Below are 18,189 nucleotides of genomic sequence, written 5' to 3'. Positions count from 1 at the left end.
CTCCCCTGGAATACTCAGCGTGTTCACGACGAGACGGAGGGGTGCATGATCATGGAAACAGCGCCGCGTCCACGTCACGCGGATCTGAGGCCCTCTCCCGGAACCGCGTCCCGACGTCTGCCGCACACGCCACGCGAACTCTTCGACGCCCTCCCGTCCCTTCCGGGACTGCGGGCCGAGGTGATCGACGGAAGGCTGGTGGTGAGCCCGCTGGGCACCCCGGAGCACGCCCGAATGGCGATGCGCCTCTTCTCCGAACTCCGTCACCTGATCGCGGATGGCGACCTGAACGCGTACACGGGCAACGTCGCGGTCCACGTCAACGGATCCCAAGACTCGGTCGTTCCCGACTTCGTCCTGGTACCCGCCGACTGCCCGCGCTGGGGCGCCCGCGAGTTGCTCTCCTCCGGCCTCCTCATGGTCGCCGAGGTCGTGTCCCCCGGAAGCGCCGTCGACGACCGCGACCGCAAGCCCGCCATATACGCCTCCGGCGGTGTCCCCGTGACGATCCTCATCGACCCCGTGGCCACCCCCGCCACCGTGACGGTCCTCAGCGACCCCAAGGAGGGCGAATACCGGACCTCCACCCGGGTCGAGATGGGTTCACGCCTCCATATCCCCGAGCCGGTCGGTTTCACCCTCGACACCTCGATCTTCGTGGACACCCCGGCCACGCCGTGACGAGCGGGGCGTACGCCACGGGCGGTAGGGCGGGATCGGACGACGGGCCGATTCGCGGCGGGCGTCGCGAGAGGAAGGTGGGGGTGTCTGAAGGAGGTGAGGACATGGATGTCCTCTCGATGGCCCCCCACTGGGGCCCGGGGCCGTGGTGGCCGGTGTTCCCGGCTTTCTGGATCGTGTTCTGGATCGTGCTGGGGACGCTCGCGTTCCGGGCACGGCGCAACGGATGGGGACCGTGGGGCGCTCACCGCGCGACCCCGCCGCCCAGCACGACCGCGACGGCGGAGCAGATCCTCGCCGAGCGGTACGCGCGCGGCGAGATGAGCGGCGACGAGTATTTCGAGCGCGTGTCGGTGCTGCGGAGCGGTGTCGTCTGAACGCCGCCTGGGCGCGCACCCGGCGGGCCGCGACGCCTTCTCACGGCGGCCCCGACCGGTCGGGCGGGTGTGCGCATGGCCGTACCCGCCGAGGCAGCGGATCGGGACCGGTACGCGTTCTTAGAACATGAACGGTGAGATAGTCGCTCGCGCGTCCGCGCCGCCCGGTGCCGAGGCGATACTGGTCGACCTGTATCGCGAGCACCGGCTCGCCCTGGTACGCCTGGCCGTGCTGCTCGTCGGCGACCGGGAAGGGGCGGAGGACGTCGTACAGGACGTCTTCTCCAGGCTGCACGGCAAGCGCCCCGAGGTCCTCACCCTGACGTACATCCGCGTCTGCGTACTCAACGCCTCGCGTTCGGTCCTGCGCAGGCGCGGCGTCGCCGCCAGGGCGGTGCCGGGGCGGCCGGACGAGCCGATGGACTCCGCGGAGACGACCGCGCTGCTGGGCGAGTCGCGGCAGGAGATGCTGGCCGCGCTCGGCCGGCTGCCCAGGCGGCAGCGCGAGGTCCTCATCCTTCGTTACTACCTCGACCTGTCCTACGCCGACATCGCCCAGGCGACGCGCGTCAGGGAGAGCACCGTGCGGTCCACCGCTTTCAGGGCCCTGGAGCGGCTTGAGCGCGAGCTGGGAGGCAAGGCATGACCGACATCGAGGACCGGCTCAGGGATGCGATGGCCGCCAAGGCCGAGACCGTGCTGGACGACGGGCGGCCCCGGGCCCTGCCCTCGCCACGCGGGCTGTCGTCCGGCGCCAGGTGGTGGGCGCCGGTGGCGGTGGCCGCCGCCATCGCGATCGTGGCGGTGGCCACCGTCGTGGGGGCGCGGACGGTCACGCCACCCGCTCCACCCACTCCGGCGGTACAGCCGACGCCCCACATCGGCCCCCTTTCACCACCGGTCAAGCAGGTGTGGCCGGGCGCGGTGCACGAGATCCCGACGAAGGGACCGGGCGGCCGGGTGTTCAAGCCGGACGTGTTCGTCACCGACCGGGTCGTGGTGGGGCGAGGACTCACCAGGAACCGGCTCGACGGGATCTGGTCGTACGACGTCGACCGGCGGAGGTTCACCCAGATCGCACCGCTCAAGGACGTGAGCGTGATGAACGCGCCGCTGGTCTTCGGTGACGGGTATGTGGCGTGGTCGGCGTTCCGTGACCGCATGACGGAGATATGGGCGGTGCCGGTCACCGGCGGCATCCCGCGGCGGATCGCCTCGATCACGGCCGTGCTGACCAGCGACAACAGCTACAGGGGGATCGATCTGGCCATCGCCGGCGGCATGGCCGTGTGGTCGCCGCTCGACGGCGGCGTCTACCGGGCCCCGCTGAAGGGTGGGAAGGCGTCCCTGATCAATGGCACGAGGGGCTATTACCTGGTCGACTGGCCGTGGGCCGGGTGGCCCGAGCGGGACACGATGGTGGACCATCCCATCACTCGCCCCATGGAGTTCCTGAAGAACGTCCTCACCGGCGAGGCCAGGAACGCGAACCCTCCCGCCGGGCGAACGTCGTGGAATGACTGCGGGGTGACGTGGTGCTTCAACGGCGTCGAGGCATGGCGACGCGACGGGACGGGCCCGCGCGGGCTGCCGGGGACAGCCGGCGGGGATCTCTACTCGGGCCGCTTCATCCTGCTCCACCAGAAGGACCGCGACGACAGGCGGGCGAGCGCCGTGCACGACGTCGCCACGGGACGCACCGGCCTGCTGTTCCCGGTTTCGACACGCCAGGGCGAGAAGCCCTCCCCCACCCTGTACGTGCAGGAGGGCATCTTCTGGTTCCGGACGGAGCGTGGCACCCAGGTTCTCGTCAACCTGAACGCCGCCGGACGATGAGTTTCGCCGTCGGCGGGATTTACCCGCGCACCCGGCCGCCAAGAAACATCGAAGAACGCTGGGGGCATGGACGTCCGGTAAGGACAGCGTGAGCGCTCGGTAAGGAAATGTCACTGCCAGTTGTCCTCTGGTGAGTTTACGTTGGGTCCGTGGCGATCTGGATGGTTACCGGGGATGTCCGCTGAGCGCGGGACCGGCCGCGCTGTTCGCCGGAGGGCTCGCCGCGGGACTGGTCGCGGGTACGGCCTCGTGCACGGCCGTACAGGGTGGCCTGCTCACCGGCCTCACCTCCCGTGACCGCCCGGCCCGCTCCTGCGGACACGATGGGAGTCACGGCGGGAGTGAGGGGAGCGGGGCGGGGCCGTCGGGTCCCGCGGTCGTCGCGCTGTTCCTCGCCGGGCGCCTCGGCTCCCATGCGGTGGCCGGAGCCCTGCTCGGGCTGGCCGGGTCCGCCGTGCGGCTGGGCCCCCAGGTCAGGGCCGCGCTGCTCGTCACGGCCGGGATCGCGGTCGTGTTCTTCGGAATCCGCATGTTCGGGCGCGAGCCGGAGGGTGGATGCCACCCGGGCGCCGCGTCGAAGGAGCGCACGTGGTTGGGCAGGCATACGCGGTCGGGTAGGCGTACGTGGCGGCGTGACGGCGTGTCCGGGATCTCCGCCCCCTCTCCCCGGGCGTTGCTGCTCGGCGCCGCGACGGTCCTGCTGCCGTGCGGGGTGACGCTCAGCACCGAGATGGTCGCTGTCTCCAGCGGGTCGGCACTGGGCGGGAGCGCGGTGATGGCCGGGTTCGTGGCGGGGACGGCGCCCGCGTTCGCGCTGCTCGGACTGGTCCTGCGGCGGGCCGCGACCACCAGGCTGGCGGCGCTGGCGGGGGTCGTCGCACTGGCGGCGGGCCTGTGGACGATCTCCTCGGGGCTGAGCCTCGGAGGATGGCTCCCCGGATCCGGCGGCCCGGCACGGGTGGCGGGCGCCCCAGCGGAGACAGCGGGGACAGCGGGGACGACGGGAAACCCGGCGGGGACGACGGACGACCAGGCGGGTGGCACCACGACCGACCCGAGGGGCACAGCGGGCGATCAAGTGGGCGATCAGGCGGTCGATCAGGCGAGAGCGGCCGTACGCGCCGCCGACGGCGTCCAGCGGGTCGAGATCTGGGCCACCGACCGGGGATACCGGCCAGGCGTGGTGACCGTCCGCGCGGGGGTTCCCGCCGACCTCGTCTTCCACCTTGAGGGCGTCCCCGGCTGCACCGGGACGCTCACGATCGACGGCCGCGACGTGGCGCTGCCCGCCACCGTACGGCTGGGCGCGCGGGAGGCGGGCTCCCTGCGCTACGTCTGCTCGATGGGCATGTACGTGGGGTTCGTGCGCTTCGTCTGAGCGTCGGCGCCCCCGGACGACCGACGGTTGGACCGGTGGGACGGGACGGTGGGACGGACCGGTAGGGCGGAAGTCCGCGATTACCCTCCGCCAGCGAATGGTTACGTGTCACCCTGTGATCTGTCGGCTGCGCGCCGTCGGCGAGGAGGGTGACATGGGGTGGTGGCCTGACGACCAGGAGACGGTCTCGGGGTTGATACCCACCCCCCGGAGCACCGAGCACGAGAACGACACGGACGGCGAGACGGAGCTGCTGCTCGCCGCGCACGGCGGCGACGTGCAGGCCGCCCACCTGCTCGGCCGCCACTTCGCGCAGCGGGGCGACCGGTCGGCGGCGCGACACTGGTGGGAGCGCGCCGCCGCCGCGGGAAACCTCGACAGCGCCTACAACCTGGGGATCTGGCACGAGAAGCACGGCACCCCCGCGGAGGCCGCGAGGTGGTACGAGCTGGCGGCGAACGCCGGAGACGTCGAGGCCGCGGTGAACCTGGCGACCCTCCTGCTGGATCAGCACGGCGACGTCCCGGCCGCCCGGCGGTGGTTCGAGACGGCGGCCAACGCGGGCTCCCGCGCGGCGGCGAGGCGGCTCGCGCTGCTCTGCGAGGACGGCGGCGAGGTGAAGACCGCCGGGGAGTGGCATCGCAGGGCCGCGATGGACGGCGACCTGGCCTCGGCCCACGACCTCGGGTTCCTCGCCTACGCCTCCGGTGAGGAGGACGAGACGCTGCGCTGGTGGGAGCTGGCCGCACGGAGCGGCCATGCCGACGCGGCCTACCACCTCGGGCTGTTCCTCCAGGCCAACCGCGACCCCGAGGGGGCGGAGGCGTTCTTCCGGCTGGCCGCCAGGAACGAGCATCCCGGCGCCGCGTCCCAGCTCGGCGGGATCGCGCTCTCCCTCGGCGACCTGCGCACCGCGCGCGCCTGGTTCGAGCGGGCGGCCTGCACCGGCAGGATCGACGACCAGCGGACGGCCGGGTTCGTGTGCGTGGAGATGAGCGACGCGCGGGGGGCCGGTCACTGGTTCAGCCGGGCCGCGGCGGGGGGCGACCCGGAGGCCGCCTTCAATTTCGGCCTGTTGCTTATCGCCGAGCACAGCGATCTGCAGGGCGGGCAGCACTGGTTCCGCCAGGCGGCACAGGCCGGGCATCACCGGGCAGCGGTCGAGCTGGCCGCGCTGCTGTCGGCCGCGGGGTTCTCCCGTGAGGCGGAGCGGTGGCTGTCCGATCCGCCCTCTTCCCCGTGGAGCCGGACCACCGAGCCCGAGCTCGTCGCCCGCGCCGAGCTGGCTGCGGCCGCCGTCGCCCGGCGGGGCGGCGCCCCCCTGAGGGTCGCCGACCTGACCGAGATCCTCGGCACCTGGGATCTCGTCACCCGGCCGCTGCGCGACCACACCGACGTCACGGCGTGGCTGACCGAGCGGAGCGGGCTGCCGTCGGGCGCGATCGAGCACCTGGCGTCCGTACGGGCCACGCTGTTGCGCCCCGGAGGCGCCCCCTGGCCGACTCCGGCGGAGGTCGAGCACGTCCTGATCACCGCCCGCGCCCTGCGCTCCGGCTGGTCACCGTGACCGGCACCGCCGACCCGGCCCGGTGGGGTCACCCGTCCCGCGCCTGCCCGCGCGGTACGGGTGGCGCGTACGGAACCCGGCTCAGGCGGCGATGACCTCGGCGACCGGCACGTACGGCAGGTCGAGGGCGATGGCGACCTGCTCGTTGGTGAGCCGTCCCGCGTGGGTGTTGAGGCCCAGCGCGAGGGAGGCGTCCCGCTGGAGCGCGGTCTTCCAGCCGAGACCGGCCAGCTTGACCGCGTACGGCAGCGTGGCGTTGGTCAGCGCGTAGGTGGAGGTGTTGGCGACGGACCCCGGCATGTTGGCCACGCAGTAGAAGACCGAGTTGTGGACCCGGTAGGTCGGCTCGGCGTGCGTGGTCGGGCGGGAGTCCTCGAAGCAGCCGCCCTGGTCGATGGCGATGTCGACGAGCACGGAGCCCGGCTTCATCCGGGAGACCAGCTCGTTGGAGACGAGGGTCGGGGCCTTGGCGCCGGGGATCAGCACGGCGCCGATGACCAGGTCGGCCTCCAGGACCTCCTTCTCGATCGCGTACGAGGTCGAGACGAGGGTCTTGAGACGGCCCTGGTAGATGGCGTCGACGAAGCGCAGGCGGTCGATGTTGAGGTCGAGGACGGTGACGTCCGCGCCCATGCCGACCGCGATCTGCGCGGCGTTGAGCCCGGAGACGCCCGCACCGATGACGACGACCTTGGCGGGGGCCACGCCGGGCACGCCGCCGGGCAGCACGCCGCGCCCGCCGTTGAAGCGCATGAGGTTGTAGGCGCCGACCTGCGGGGCCAGACGGCCCGCGACCTCGGACATCGGGGCGAGCAGCGGCAGGGTGTTGCCGACCTGGACGGTCTCGTACGCGATGCCGGTGACCTGGCGGTCGAGGAGAGCGGCGGTGCACTCGCGGCCCGCCGCGAGGTGCAGGTAGGTGAAGAGCACCTGGCCGGGGCGCATGCGGTGGTACTCCTCCGCGATGGGCTCCTTCACCTTGAGGATCATCTCGGCCTGGCCCCACACCTCGTCGGCGGTGTCGAGGATCTTGGCCCCGGCGAAGAGGTACTCCTCGTCGGTGAGGTGCGAGCCGAGGCCCGCGTCGCGCTGGATGTAGACGTCGTGGCCGTGACGGACAAGCTCGTGCACGCCCGCCGGGGTCGCGGCGACGCGGTACTCGTGGTTCTTGACCTCGGCAGGCACGCCGATCTTCATGGGATTTCCTTTCGTTGTTTCGACGGGGTGGCACGGCGAGGTTTCCGCGGGTGCGGTGCGGCCACTCCAGCGGACATGGCATCGGGAGGGCACGGCGTCTCGCCGGGCTCGTCCCCGGACAGGCGTCCGGCACGGCGGCCGGACGGCGGAAGGGTCGGCATACCGCTCGGCGTACCGCTCGGCCGCCGGGAGGGACACCGTACGGCGGCGGGAGGGCCGGTGGGCGCGAGGGGCGCCGGTGGGTACGGCACACCCCTCCGGGCCGCGCGTGGCGGTCCGGAGGGGGCGCGGCCGTACGCGCTCAGAGGCGGCTCCATGCCTCCGTCAGCACCGAGTGGAGGATGGACTCGATCTCGTCGAATTCCTTGGGGCCGCAGATGAGCGGCGGGGCGAGCTGGATGACCGGGTCACCCCGGTCGTCGGCGCGGCAGTACAGGCCCGCCTCGTAGAGGGCGCCGGACAGGAAGCCCCTGATGAGGCGCTCGGACTCCTCGGTGGTGAAGGTCTCCTTGGTGACCTTGTCCTTGACGAGCTCGATGCCCCAGAAGTAACCGGAGCCGCGCACGTCGCCGACGATGGGCAGATCACGGAGACGCTCCAGGGTGGAGCGGAAGACGGGCTCGTTGCGGGTGACGTGGCCGAGCAGGTCCTCCCGCTCGAACAGGTCGAGGTTGGCCAGCGCGACGGCCGAGGACACCGGGTGGCCGCCGAAGGTGTAGCCGTGGGCGAACATCTCGGTGCCGTTCTTGAACGGCTCGAAGAGGCGCTCGGAGGCGATCATGGCGCCGATCGGCGAGTAACCGCTGGTCATGCCCTTGGCGCAGGTGATGATGTCGGGGACGTAGTCGAACTTCTGCCCGCCGAACATGGTGCCGAGGCGGCCGAAGGCGCAGATGACCTCGTCGGAGACGAGCAGGACGTCGTACTCGTCGCAGATCTCGCGCAGGCGCTGGAAGTATCCGGGGGGCGGCGGGAAGCAGCCGCCCGCGTTCTGCACCGGCTCGACGAAGACGGCGGCCACGGTGTCGGGGCCCTCCATCTCGATGGCGCGGGCGACGCGCTCGGCGGCCCAGTGGCCGTACTGCTCGGGCGTCATGCCGGGCACGCCGGTGATCTCGTCGGCGCGGTAGTGGTTGGTGTTGGGCACCCTGACGGAGCCCGGGACCAGCGGCTCGAACATCTGCTTGAAGGCCGGGATGCCGGTGATCGACAGGGCGCCCTGCGGGGTGCCGTGGTAGGCGATCTGGCGGCTGATGACCTTGTGCTTGAGCGGCCTGCCGGTGATCTTGAAGTACTGCTTGGCGAGTTTCCACGCGCTCTCGACGGCCTCGCCGCCGCCGGTGGTGAAGAAGACGCGGTTGAGGTCGCCGGGGGTCTCCGCGGCGAGACGCTGGGCCAGCTCGACGGCCTTGGGGTGCGCGTACGACCACAGCGGGAAGAACGCCAGCTCCTGGGCCTGCTTGGCGGCGGCCTCGGCCAGCTCACTGCGGCCGTGACCCGCCTGGACCACGAAGAGCCCGGCGAGGCCGTCGAGGTAGCGCTTGCCGTGCACGTCGTAGATGTAGGAGCCCTCACCCCGCACGATCATCGGCACCTCGGCGCCCTCGTACGAGCTGTGCCGGGTGAAGTGCATCCACAGGTTGTCCTGCGCGGCCTTCATGAGCGAGGTCACGTCGGTGTTTTCAGGGTGCGTCATCACGATCTTCCCTCGTTGAGCTGAGCTTCCAACAGTCTGCCTGCCAGAACAGCTCTTGCCAAGTGAAAACGTGGCATTAAAGTGCGAGAACCTCGGAATCCGCAAAACCACTATGTAACAACGACGAAATCCGCGATCAGATGAGAAGGGCATCCGATCATTGCCCAAACCCCGGTTCCACTTGGCGGAACCCTGGTGTGCTGGAATCGTGCGCGAGGGCGGCCGTAGCCGCGCTTGTGATCCAATAGGACGCACCAGATATTGAGATGCGGGGGAAAGTCGTGACTCCTGACGAGATCGAGAACGCCGTCGCCGCCGGCATGCCCCAGACGGTCGCGGACCTCAAACGGCTCGTCGCCATCCCCTCGGTGGCCTTCCCCGGCCACCCCGAGGAGCCCGTACACGCCGCCGCCGCGGTGACCGAGGAGCTGCTGCGCGGCACCGGCCTGCCGCACGTGCGGCAGATCCCCGTCGAGGGCAGCTTCCCCGCCGTCTACGCCGAGGCCCCCGCCCCGCCCGGCGCGCCGACCGTGCTCCTGTACGCCCACTACGACGTGCAGCCCACGGGCGACCTCGCGCTCTGGCGCACCCCGCCCTTCGAGCCGACGGAGATCGACGGCGCGATCTACGGCCGGGGCGCGGCCGACGACAAGTCGGGGGTCATCTCCCACGTCGCGGCGCTCCGCGCCTTCCAGGGGCGGTTCCCGGTCGGCGTCAAGGTCATCATCGAGGGCCAGGAGGAGTACGCGGGCGAGCGCCTGGAGTCCTTCGTCGAGCACAACCCCGACCTGTTCCGCGCCGACGCGATCGTGGTCGCCGACACCGGCAACCCCCGGGTGGGCGACCCCTCGGTGACGACCTCGCTGCGCGGCATGGGCGCCTTCACCATCGAGGTGCGCACCCTCAAGGAGTCGCTGCACAGCGGCTCGTTCGGCGGCGCCGCCCCCGACGCCCTCGCGGCGCTGATCCGGATGCTCGCCGCCCTGCACGACGACCACGGCGACATCCGCGTCCCCGGCCTGCCGCGCGGCAGCTTCCTCGGCACCGGCCCGTCGGAGGAGGACTTCCGCTCCACCGCGGGTGTGCTCGACGGCGTCTCCACGATCGGCTCCGGCTCGCTGGCCGACCGCCTGTGGGCCTCGTACGCGATCACGGTCACCGGCCTGGACGTGCCGACGGTCTCCGGCGCGATCAACGCGGTCCAGGCCGTCGCCAGGGCCCGGGTGACCGTCCGGGTGCCCCCGGCGGGCGACCCGAAGACGACCCTGGAGGCCGTCGTCGACTTCCTGCGGCAGGTCGCCCCCTGGGGCGTCCAGGTGGAGGTCGGCGACTACACCATGGGCTCCGGCTACCTGGCCGACACCGGCGGCGCGGCCCGCTCCGCGCTGAACCGGGCGATGGAACGTGCCTTCGGCCGTCCCCCGCGCGACGTCGGAGCCGGTGGCTCGATCCCGCTCGTCTCCACCTTCGTCAGGCAGTTCCCCGCCGCCACGATCCTGCTCTTCGGCGCCGAGGACGACGACGCGGCGATCCACGCCCCCAACGAGCGGGTGAACCTCGAAGAGCTCCGCCGCACCGCCACCGCCGAGGCGCTCTTCCTTCAGGAGTACGGCCGGGAGTACGGCTCCACGGCGTTCTGACGGACGGTCCGGCACGGCCCCGGGGCGGGCCCGGCCCGATGGGGAGGCCAGGCCCGTGGACCCCGCTCACCGGACGGGCGGGGCGCAGGGGTCTTTCAGGGTACGGGGGGCGTTCAGCGGACGGGCAGGTCGTAGACGCGGCGCACGCTGGTGGGGGCGGCGCCGAGGTCGGCCCCGTAGATGTGGAGCGAGATGGCCGTCTCGTCGCCCGTGTTGTGGACGCGGTGGATGTCACCGGGCGGGGCGAAACCGCTCACCTCACCGGTCTGGTTGGCGGCCCTGCCGATCTCGGTCAGGTGGTCGCCGTGGTCGCGGTAGAGGGTCTCGTACTCCACACCCTGCAGCACGCCGAACACGCACCACGCGATGTGGTCGTGGATCACGGTCTTCTGTCCGGGCCGCCAGACCACGGCCATGATCGAGAAGGCGTCCTCGGTGTGGAGGGTGTGGCCGATGTAGCGGTCGGGGTCGCCGAGGCGCTCCTCCTCGGTGAGGATCTCGGGGGACGGCAGCCGTTCACGCAGCAGCCCGGCCACGGCGAAGGCCGTCATCCGAGCGTCGGCGGACGGGTCGACGAGCTCCCGGACCCCCGCGACCAGCTCGGCCAGGCCCGGACGGGTGAGCGTCAAGGTTGTCATGCTTCAAGGATGCGCCGGGGAGATCCATAACGTCTAATGCCTATCTTCCCGCTTATTCATAGATAAAGTTGATACATGCTTGATATCGTGCGGCTCCGCGTCCTCGCCTCGGTGTCCCGGCACGGCTCGGTGACCGCGGCGGCCAAGGAGCTGCACTACTCCCAGCCCTCGGTGAGCCACCACCTCGCGAAGCTCGAGGCCGAGACCGGGGCCAAGCTGATCCAGCGGGTCGGCCGGGGCATCCGGCTGACCGAGGCGGGCCGCCTGCTCGCCGAACGGGCCACCGAGATCATCGGCCGCCTCGACTCCGCGTCCGCCGAGTTGTCGGCGCACGTGGGCCTGCGCGCCGGGCGGGTCAGGCTGGCCGCCTTCCCCTCCGCCCTCGGGACGTTCGTGCCCGAGGCCGCCGCCGTCCTCGCCGAGGAACACCCCTGCCTGGAGCTGCGGCTGACCGAGACCGAGCCTCCCGACGCACTGCGCATGCTCAAGGCGGGCTACGTGGACGTGGCGGTCATCTTCCGCTACGACGACACCGCCCCCGAGGCCGACGGGATCCGCCTGCTCCACCTGCTGGACGACCCCAGCTACCTGGTCACCTCCGGCCTCACCGGCGACCTGGCCTCGCACCGCGACTCCCGGTGGATCGGCGGCTGCGACCGCTGCCGCAGCCACCTGCTGGAGCTGTGCGCCAGGGCGGGCTTCGAGCCCGAGATCGCCTTCACCACCGACGACATCGTCGCCGTCCAGGCCCTGGTCGCCGCCGGGATCGGGGTGACCGCCCTGCCGGGGCTCGCCCTGCACGCCCACCGGCATCCGAAGGTCAACGTGGCCGAGCTCCCCGGCTCGACCCGCCACGTCTACGCCGCCACCTACGGCGAGCCCCCCGACCCTCCGGCCACCGCCGCCCTGCTGACGGCCCTGGCCTCGGTGACGTCCCCGTGATCGCCGCGTACGGTCGCGCGGTGCGGCGGTGAAAATGTGAGGCGCCGGAGCAACCGGTGACCCTACTGATCACCCCGTACGGTCGCGCGGTGCGGCGGTGAAAATGTGAGGCGCCGGAGCAACCGGTGACCCTACTGATCACCCCGTACGGTCGCGCGGTGCGGCGGTGAAAATGTGAGGCGCCGGGGCAATCGGTGACCCTACGATCCGGACATGCCGGATTTGCCGACTCTCGCGCTCTTCGCCGCCGCGACCCTCGCCCTGCTCGTCGTACCGGGGCCCGCGGTGCTCTACATCGTGACCCGCAGCGTCGCCCAGGGCCGGTCGGCCGGGCTGATATCGGTGCTCGGCATCCACCTCGGTTCGCTGGTCCACGTGGCCGCCGCCGCCCTGGGCATCAGCGCCCTGCTCGCGGCCTCGTCGACCGGGTTCACGATCGTGAAGTATCTCGGCGCCGCCTACCTGGTCTGGCTGGGCGTGCGCAAGCTCATGACCCGCTCGAACGGGGAGGAGTCCTTCGAGCCTCGGACGGCGACCAGATCGCGGATGTTCTGGGAGGGCTTCGTGGTCAACGTGCTCAACCCGAAGACCGCGATCTTCTTCCTCGCCTTCCTGCCGCAGTTCGCCGACCCGGAGGCCGGGCCGATCGCCCCGCAGATCGTGCTGCTCGGCCTGATCTGGACGGTGCTCGGCATGGCCAGTGACGGCGCCTTCGCCCTGCTCGCCTCGGCCATGGCGGGCCGCCTGCGCCGCTCGGCCCGCGCCCGCCGCCGTCTGGACGTCACCAGCGGCGTCGTCTACCTCGGCCTGGGAGCCGTCGCGGCCTTCAGCGGCGAGAACTCCATGGCCAAGGCCTGACCCTGTCCGGCCCTGCCGGAGCACGGCAGAGCCGAGTCACCCCCGGTTACCGGGCGAGCTCTTCGAGGGCCAGATCCGGCCCGGGGGCGTCAGACGAAGCGGTAGGTGGTGGTGGATTCGAACGGCTCGCCGGGACGCAGGACCGTCGAGGGGAAGTGGGGCCGGTTGGGCGAGTCGGGGAAGTGCTGGGTCTCCAGGCACAGTCCCGCGTGCTTGCCGTACGCGGTGGCGACGCCGTCCAGGACGTTGCCCGTGTAGAACTGCACGCCCGGCTCGGTGGTGGTGACCTCCATCGCGAGCCCCCCGGCCGGTTCGCGGACCTCGATGCCGCCGCGCAGGACGTAGCAGTGATCGTAGCCGCCGCCCAGCAGGGGGTCGGCGATCCGCTCGCCGATCTCGCGCGGCGAGGTGAAGTCGAACGGGGTTCCGGCGACCGGGGCGAGCTCCCCGGTCGGGATCTGGGTGGCGTCGACCGGCAGGTAGTGGTCGGCGTCGATGCGGACCACGTGCTTGAGGACGTCGCCGCCCCCGGCGAGGTTGAAGTAGGAGTGGTTGGTGAGGTTCAGCACGGTCGGCGCGTCGGTGACCGCGTGGTAGTCGATCCGGATCGCGTCGCCGGTCAGCGTGTAGGTGACCGAGACGGTGAGTGTGCCGGGGTAGCCCTGCTCGCCGTCCGGGCTGACGTGCTCCAGGGTCACGGCGGTGTCCGAGGCGGCGGTGATCCGCCAGACCCGGGTGTCGAAGCCGTGCGTCCCGCCGTGCAGGCTGTTGGGGCCGTTGTTGACCGGCAGCTCGTGGTCGCGGCCGTCGAGGGTGAAGCGCCCGCCCGCGATGCGGTTGCCGTACCGGCCGACCACGGCGCCGAAGTAGTGGCTGCGCGTCAGGTAGTCGCCGAGGTTGTCGTAGCCGAGGACCACGTCGACGCCGGAGACCTCCAGCGACTGCAGGATCGCCCCGTAGCTGAGGATCGCGGCGCGCATCGACCCGTTCGACAGCACGTGCCGCTCGACCCGCTCGCCCGACGGGGTGGTTCCGAAGGTCATTGTCGTGCCTCTCCGGTGGATTCACGGACGACCGGGCTGGTGTCCGGGGGGCAGGGTGGGGGTGGCACCGTCGTCGAACGACCGCGGCGGCCGTGGGCATGACCACGGTGGTCAGCTTAGGCCGGTTCAGCCGTCCGGGTACGACGCCGTCGGCTGAGGACCGCGGGACCCGGCGGACCCGGCGGACCCGGCGGACCCGGACGGCTCGTTAACAGCGAGCCCCCGGGTCCGCGGGGATGTCAGGCGCGGTCAGGCACGCCCCTCCACAAGGACCCCGTCGACCCTGCGGGGGATGCCGAGGGGGTTGTCGTCGCGCAACTCCGGCGGCAGGAGCTGGGCCGGCCAGTCCTGGTAGGCGGTGGGCACCAGCCATCTGCGGATCGCGGCGGCGCCGACCGAGGTGTGGGCGGCGGCCGTGCTGGCGGGCCAGGGACCGCCGTGGTGCATGGCCCAGCGGACCGCGACACCGGTCGGCCAGCCGTTCCAGATCAGCCGTCCCGCCTTCCTGAGCAGCACCTCGGCACTCTCACGCGCCTCCGCGGGGTCGGTCGCGTGGATCGTGGCGGTCAGCGAGCCGTCCAGCCTCTCCAGTACGGGACGCAGGTGCGCGGGGTCGGTGTAGACCACCACGAGGGCGGCCGGGCCGAAGCACTCCTCCGCGAGATCGGGCAGGTCCGCGGCGAACGAGGCCAGGTCGGTGACGAACACCTGCGGGGTCACCGCGAACGCCCCCTCTCCCGGCTGCCCCTCGGCCAGCGAGGTGAGCCCGCCGAGTCTGGCCAGCCCGCGCAGGAAGCCGCCCTGCATCCGCTCGGTGAGCATCGGCCCGCCCACGGTCTCGGAGACCGCCTCGGCGATGGACACCAGGAGGTCGGCGTCGTCGGGGACGAACACCAGCCCGGGGTTGGTGCAGAACTGGCCGGTGCCGAGGGTGAGCGAGGCGGCGAACCCCTGGGCGAGGCCGTCGCGGGCGGCCGAGGGCAGCACGACGACGGGGTTGACGCTGCCCAACTCCCCGTAGAACGGGATGGGGTCGGGACGTTCGGCGATGAGCGCCTGGATGGCCTTGCCCCCGGGGATGGAACCGGTGAACCCGACGGCCACCACGGACGGATGCACGGCCAGCCGCTTTCCCGCGTCGAGCCCGCGCACCAGGCCGAGCAGGGCCGGGTCGGGCAGGGCGCGCTGGATGATCTGCCACGACAGCTCCGACGTGGCCGGATGCCCGTCGTGGGCTTTGACCACCACCGGACACCCGGCGGCCAGCGCCGAGGCCGTGTCACCGCCCGCGACCGAGAAGGCGAACGGGAAGTTGCTCGCCGCGAAGACCCCGGCCACGCCGGGCAGGGGGTGGTTCATCCTCCGCAGGTCGGGGACCGGCGGCTGGGCCGTCGCGTGGTCGATCACCGCCTCCACGTGCCCGCCGTCCCGCAGCACCTGGGCGAAGAGCCGGAACTGACCGGCGGCCCGCGCCACCTCCCCGCGCAGCCGGGTCTCCCCGAGCGCGGTCTCCGCGTCGGCCGCCCGCCAGAGCTCCTCGACGTTCGCCTCCAGCGCCGCCGCGACCGCGTCGAGCGCCCCCGCCCGGTCCGCGGACCGCCAGGCGGTCCCGGCCGCGCGAGCCGCCCCGACGATCGCGTCCACCTCGTCGTCCGAGGTCAGCGGGAAGGGGTCCCCGACGGACTCACCGGTCCTGGGGTCAACTGAGTGGATCACAACGGAAGCCTTTCCTCAACGGAACCTGCCACGCCAGACCACCCTCCTATGGTAAGCGCTTTCCATCACAGTGGTCACCGGGCACGGATCCACTCACCCTCGATCGACCACGCCTTGGACCAACCCATCGAGCAACAGAACGTGTCATCCGACCAGGCATTCGAGGTGTCCTGCTACACCCCTAGCCCCAGGATCACCGATGGCAAGCCAGTATGGTCCGCACGATCCGCGCCAACAATCTCAGCCCCCATACGGGCAGCCTCCGCGCCCGCCGGTCGGTTACCCGCAGCACCAATGTTTAGTCAGAGGTAGTACGCCTCACGTACGCTGCGATCAGCGCGGCGGCGGTCACGCTTCCCAGGCGTACGCCGCCGCGCTGACTTACTCTCCGAAGTGTGGTCATGACTGTGGTGTTCGACATAGGTGAGACGCTGGTTCGCGATGACCGCTACTGGGGGTCTTGGGCGGATTGGCTGAACGTCCCTCGCCATACCCTGTCCGCCCTGGTCGGCGCGGTGACAGCACTGGGCATGGACAACGCGGAGGCGGTCCGCATTCTCCGGCCCGGCATCGACCTGCACGCAGAGCGCCGGGCCCGTGAGGAGGCCGGTCATGGCGAGCACCTTGACGAGACCGACCTCTACCCCGACGTGCGGCAGGGCTTACAGGCCCTGCGTGATGCGGGACTTCGTGTCTGCGTCGCCGGGAACCAGACACGCAGGGCCGGTGACCTCCTACGAGGGCTGTCGATTCCGGCCGACGCCATCGTCACATCGGAAGAATGGGGCACCGCGAAACCCGACCCCGGGTTCTTCGCCAAAGTCCTGCAGCTTGCCGAAGCGCCTGCTCGTGAAACGGTTTACGTAGGCGACCACCCCGCGAACGACATCATTCCCGCGAAAGCCTTCGGCCTGCGCACCTGCATAATCCGGCGCGGCCCCTGGGGGCACCTCTGGGCAAACGACACAGCCACCTTGAGCGCGGCCGACTGGCAGGTCGACAGCATCACCCAACTACCTTCCCTCCTAGCCTCCTAGCCTCCTAGCCGGAAGTGCACACCGAGATGGCCCGCCAATCTTCTGGAAACAGCCTCGGAAAGCGCGTCGCCGCGATTCGCAGCGCGCGCCGCATGCACCAAGCCGACCTCGCCCAGGCGGCCAACGTCTCCATCAGCATGCTTCGGAAGATCGAGCAAGGCACACGCGTACCTGGCGACCAGGCCCTGGACACCATCGCCGCGGCGCTGGGCGTTGATCCCTCGCGACTCCTAGGGAACTCTGGCCGCCTCGACGGCCGCGTCCACGACGCGATCCCCGCACTGCGTGAAGTCATCGCCGCCTACGACATCCCCGACGAGGGTCCGGTACGCCCCCTGCCCGCGCTTCGAGCGTCCGTTACCGGCGTGGTCCAGAAACGCCTGGGCGCTCAGTACGTGCTGCTGTCACAGATCCTTCCCGGACTACTCGGCGAACTCATCCGCGGGGCTCACGCAACGGCTAATCCCGATGACCTCGCGGCGTTGCTTGTCGCCACCTACCGAGCCTCCGATGCGGTCGCCTACAAATACGGCTACCTGGATTTGTCAGCTCGGCTGATCGAGCTGATGCGCCAGACCTCGGCCGCCGCCGAGGATCCCCTCCTGACCGCGTCAACAGCGTATGTGCGGACCGAAATCTTCTTCGCCGCACACGCCTACCAGGCGGGGTTGCGTGCCATTGAGTCGGCCATTGACCGCCTGCCAGAGAAAGCAGGACGCCCACGTCTCGGCGTCCTGGGGTCCTTGCACATGCGGGCTGCCGTCATCGCGGCGCGAGCGGCTAACGCCGACGCCGCCATGACCCACCTGAGCGAGGCGCGGCGACTCGGCGACCTCGTCCCCGAAGACATCTACTACGGGACCGCGTTCGGCCCCTGCTCGGTCCGCGTCCACGAGGTATCCATCGCGCTCGGCCTCGGAGACCGCCACCTTCAGCTCGCCCTCACCCTGGGCGGCAGTTGGTCGCCGCCTCTGGACATGCCCGCCGAACGCCGCAGCGGCTTCTTCATCGACCTGGCCAGGGCGCAGCTGTGGGCCGGTCTGAAGGACGCGGCATTCGAGTCGCTGCGTACGGCCCGCCGGATCGCGCCGCAGCACACCCGAGAGCATCCGTGGGTCCGTGAGGATACCGAGACTCTCCTACGCCTGTACCGCACCAGCAGCGAAGCCTTGATCAGTTTCGCCGAATGGGTCGGCGTGATCTAACAGCCGCTCCAGTGACACAAGGTGTGGCACTTCGCGGATTCCCTGCGAAGCACCATGGGGTCGTCCGAGTCAAGGCGTAGGCAAGCGGTGACGTTCCGTTTCCCTACGCGAAAAGTGGAGCCCGCAGGCGCTGACACGCCGTACGGGCCCCTTGATCAGGAAGGGACTCCTGACCCGTGAACAACCCTAATGCTCCGGTTCTCGACCGGACTACAACGAGGCGTTGCGTCTGCTTCGCCGACGTCCCGCCCCTGCCGATGGGCTGTGCCGACTGCGGGCACGCGCCCTACGCGCACGGCTGTCCCGGCCAGGTCGCCGACCACGAGTACGCGCAGCCGACCGGCGCGCTGATGGCCGCGCGCCTCGACGCGCGCCGCC

17 protein-coding genes are annotated in these 18,189 nt (G+C 71.1%); 12 read left to right on the top strand and 5 right to left on the bottom strand.

The window, feature by feature from the left end; all coding sequences use genetic code 11:
• The first annotated feature begins 45 nt into the window (after positions 1-45).
• The 6 genes from ABD817_RS17685 to ABD817_RS17660 all read left to right on the top strand — a co-directional run bounded on the left by ABD817_RS17685 (position 46) and on the right by ABD817_RS17660 (position 5,839).
• Positions 46-681 carry a Uma2 family endonuclease gene (locus ABD817_RS17685; protein WP_425583383.1) on the top strand — a complete coding sequence of 212 codons (636 nt, stop codon included), beginning with the start codon at positions 46-48 and terminating at the stop codon, positions 679-681.
• A gap of 104 nt (positions 682-785) precedes the next feature.
• Positions 786-1,058, top strand: a complete 273-nt coding sequence (locus tag ABD817_RS17680) for an SHOCT domain-containing protein (RefSeq protein WP_344919057.1) — start codon at positions 786-788, stop codon at positions 1,056-1,058.
• 127 nt (positions 1,059-1,185) lie between these two features.
• Entirely contained in the window at positions 1,186-1,704 is a 519-nt protein-coding gene (locus ABD817_RS17675) for an RNA polymerase sigma factor (protein ID WP_344919056.1), read from the top strand.
• The gene (locus ABD817_RS17670; RefSeq protein WP_344919055.1) at positions 1,701-2,894 is read left to right on the top strand and encodes a hypothetical protein; all 1,194 of its coding nucleotides are present in this window, start codon (positions 1,701-1,703) and stop codon (positions 2,892-2,894) included. The genes ABD817_RS17675 and ABD817_RS17670 overlap by 4 nt, the downstream gene beginning before the upstream one ends.
• A 130-nt stretch (positions 2,895-3,024) precedes the next feature.
• A complete protein-coding gene (locus tag ABD817_RS17665) occupies positions 3,025-4,272 on the top strand; it encodes a sulfite exporter TauE/SafE family protein (protein WP_344919054.1) in 1,248 nt (415 codons plus the stop codon).
• 154 nt (positions 4,273-4,426) lie between these two features.
• Positions 4,427-5,839 carry a tetratricopeptide repeat protein gene (locus ABD817_RS17660; RefSeq protein WP_344919053.1) on the top strand — a complete coding sequence of 471 codons (1,413 nt, stop codon included), beginning with the start codon at positions 4,427-4,429 and terminating at the stop codon, positions 5,837-5,839.
• 81 nt (positions 5,840-5,920) lie between these two features.
• Here ABD817_RS17660 and ald read toward each other — a convergent pair whose 3' ends face one another.
• Both ald and ABD817_RS17650 read right to left on the bottom strand, forming a co-directional pair.
• Positions 5,921-7,036, bottom strand: coding sequence for an alanine dehydrogenase (gene ald / locus ABD817_RS17655; RefSeq protein WP_344919052.1), 1,116 nt, complete (start codon positions 7,034-7,036; stop codon positions 5,921-5,923).
• Between the two features lie 301 nt (positions 7,037-7,337).
• A complete protein-coding gene (locus ABD817_RS17650) occupies positions 7,338-8,732 on the bottom strand; it encodes an aspartate aminotransferase family protein (RefSeq protein ID WP_344919051.1) in 1,395 nt (464 codons plus the stop codon).
• A 281-nt stretch (positions 8,733-9,013) separates the two neighbouring features.
• Between ABD817_RS17650 and ABD817_RS17645 the strand changes: the two genes are divergently transcribed.
• Positions 9,014-10,372, top strand: coding sequence for a M20/M25/M40 family metallo-hydrolase (locus ABD817_RS17645; RefSeq protein WP_344919050.1), 1,359 nt, complete (start codon positions 9,014-9,016; stop codon positions 10,370-10,372).
• A gap of 113 nt (positions 10,373-10,485) precedes the next feature.
• Here the strand turns inward: ABD817_RS17645 and ABD817_RS17640 are convergent, their stop codons facing one another.
• Positions 10,486-11,010 carry a cysteine dioxygenase family protein gene (locus tag ABD817_RS17640; protein WP_344919049.1) on the bottom strand — a complete coding sequence of 175 codons (525 nt, stop codon included), beginning with the start codon at positions 11,008-11,010 and terminating at the stop codon, positions 10,486-10,488.
• A 75-nt stretch (positions 11,011-11,085) separates the two neighbouring features.
• Between ABD817_RS17640 and ABD817_RS17635 the strand changes: the two genes are divergently transcribed.
• Both ABD817_RS17635 and ABD817_RS17630 read left to right on the top strand, forming a co-directional pair.
• Complete coding sequence (locus ABD817_RS17635) at positions 11,086-11,952, top strand: LysR family transcriptional regulator (protein ID WP_344919048.1); 867 nt, start codon at positions 11,086-11,088, stop codon at positions 11,950-11,952.
• A gap of 213 nt (positions 11,953-12,165) precedes the next feature.
• Complete coding sequence (locus ABD817_RS17630; protein WP_344919047.1) at positions 12,166-12,810, top strand: LysE family translocator; 645 nt, start codon at positions 12,166-12,168, stop codon at positions 12,808-12,810.
• Between the two features lie 89 nt (positions 12,811-12,899).
• On the opposite strand, the gene ABD817_RS17625 is transcribed toward ABD817_RS17630, so the two are convergent.
• Entirely contained in the window at positions 12,900-13,853 is a 954-nt protein-coding gene (locus tag ABD817_RS17625; protein WP_344919046.1) for an aldose epimerase family protein, read from the bottom strand.
• Positions 13,854-14,102: 249 nt separating this feature from the next.
• On the bottom strand, positions 14,103-15,569 hold the full coding sequence (locus tag ABD817_RS17620; RefSeq protein ID WP_344919045.1) for an aldehyde dehydrogenase (NADP(+)): 1,467 nt from the start codon (positions 15,567-15,569) through the stop codon (positions 14,103-14,105).
• Positions 15,570-15,970: 401 nt separating this feature from the next.
• Between ABD817_RS17620 and ABD817_RS17615 the strand changes: the two genes are divergently transcribed.
• The 3 genes from ABD817_RS17615 to ABD817_RS17605 form a co-directional block, all read left to right on the top strand.
• Positions 15,971-16,606 carry an HAD family hydrolase gene (locus tag ABD817_RS17615; protein ID WP_344919439.1) on the top strand — a complete coding sequence of 212 codons (636 nt, stop codon included), beginning with the start codon at positions 15,971-15,973 and terminating at the stop codon, positions 16,604-16,606.
• Between the two features lie 14 nt (positions 16,607-16,620).
• A complete protein-coding gene (locus ABD817_RS17610) occupies positions 16,621-17,811 on the top strand; it encodes a helix-turn-helix domain-containing protein (RefSeq protein WP_344919044.1) in 1,191 nt (396 codons plus the stop codon).
• Between the two features lie 176 nt (positions 17,812-17,987).
• The coding region (locus ABD817_RS17605; protein ID WP_344919043.1) for a hypothetical protein at positions 17,988-18,189 on the top strand (202 nt) is incomplete at its 3' end.

Origin of the sequence: Streptosporangium oxazolinicum (genome assembly GCF_039537505.1) — a bacterium.
In the GTDB taxonomy this organism is placed as follows: Bacteria; Actinomycetota; Actinomycetes; order Streptosporangiales; family Streptosporangiaceae; genus Streptosporangium; species Streptosporangium oxazolinicum.
This window is presented reverse-complemented; position numbering and strand designations above follow the sequence as displayed.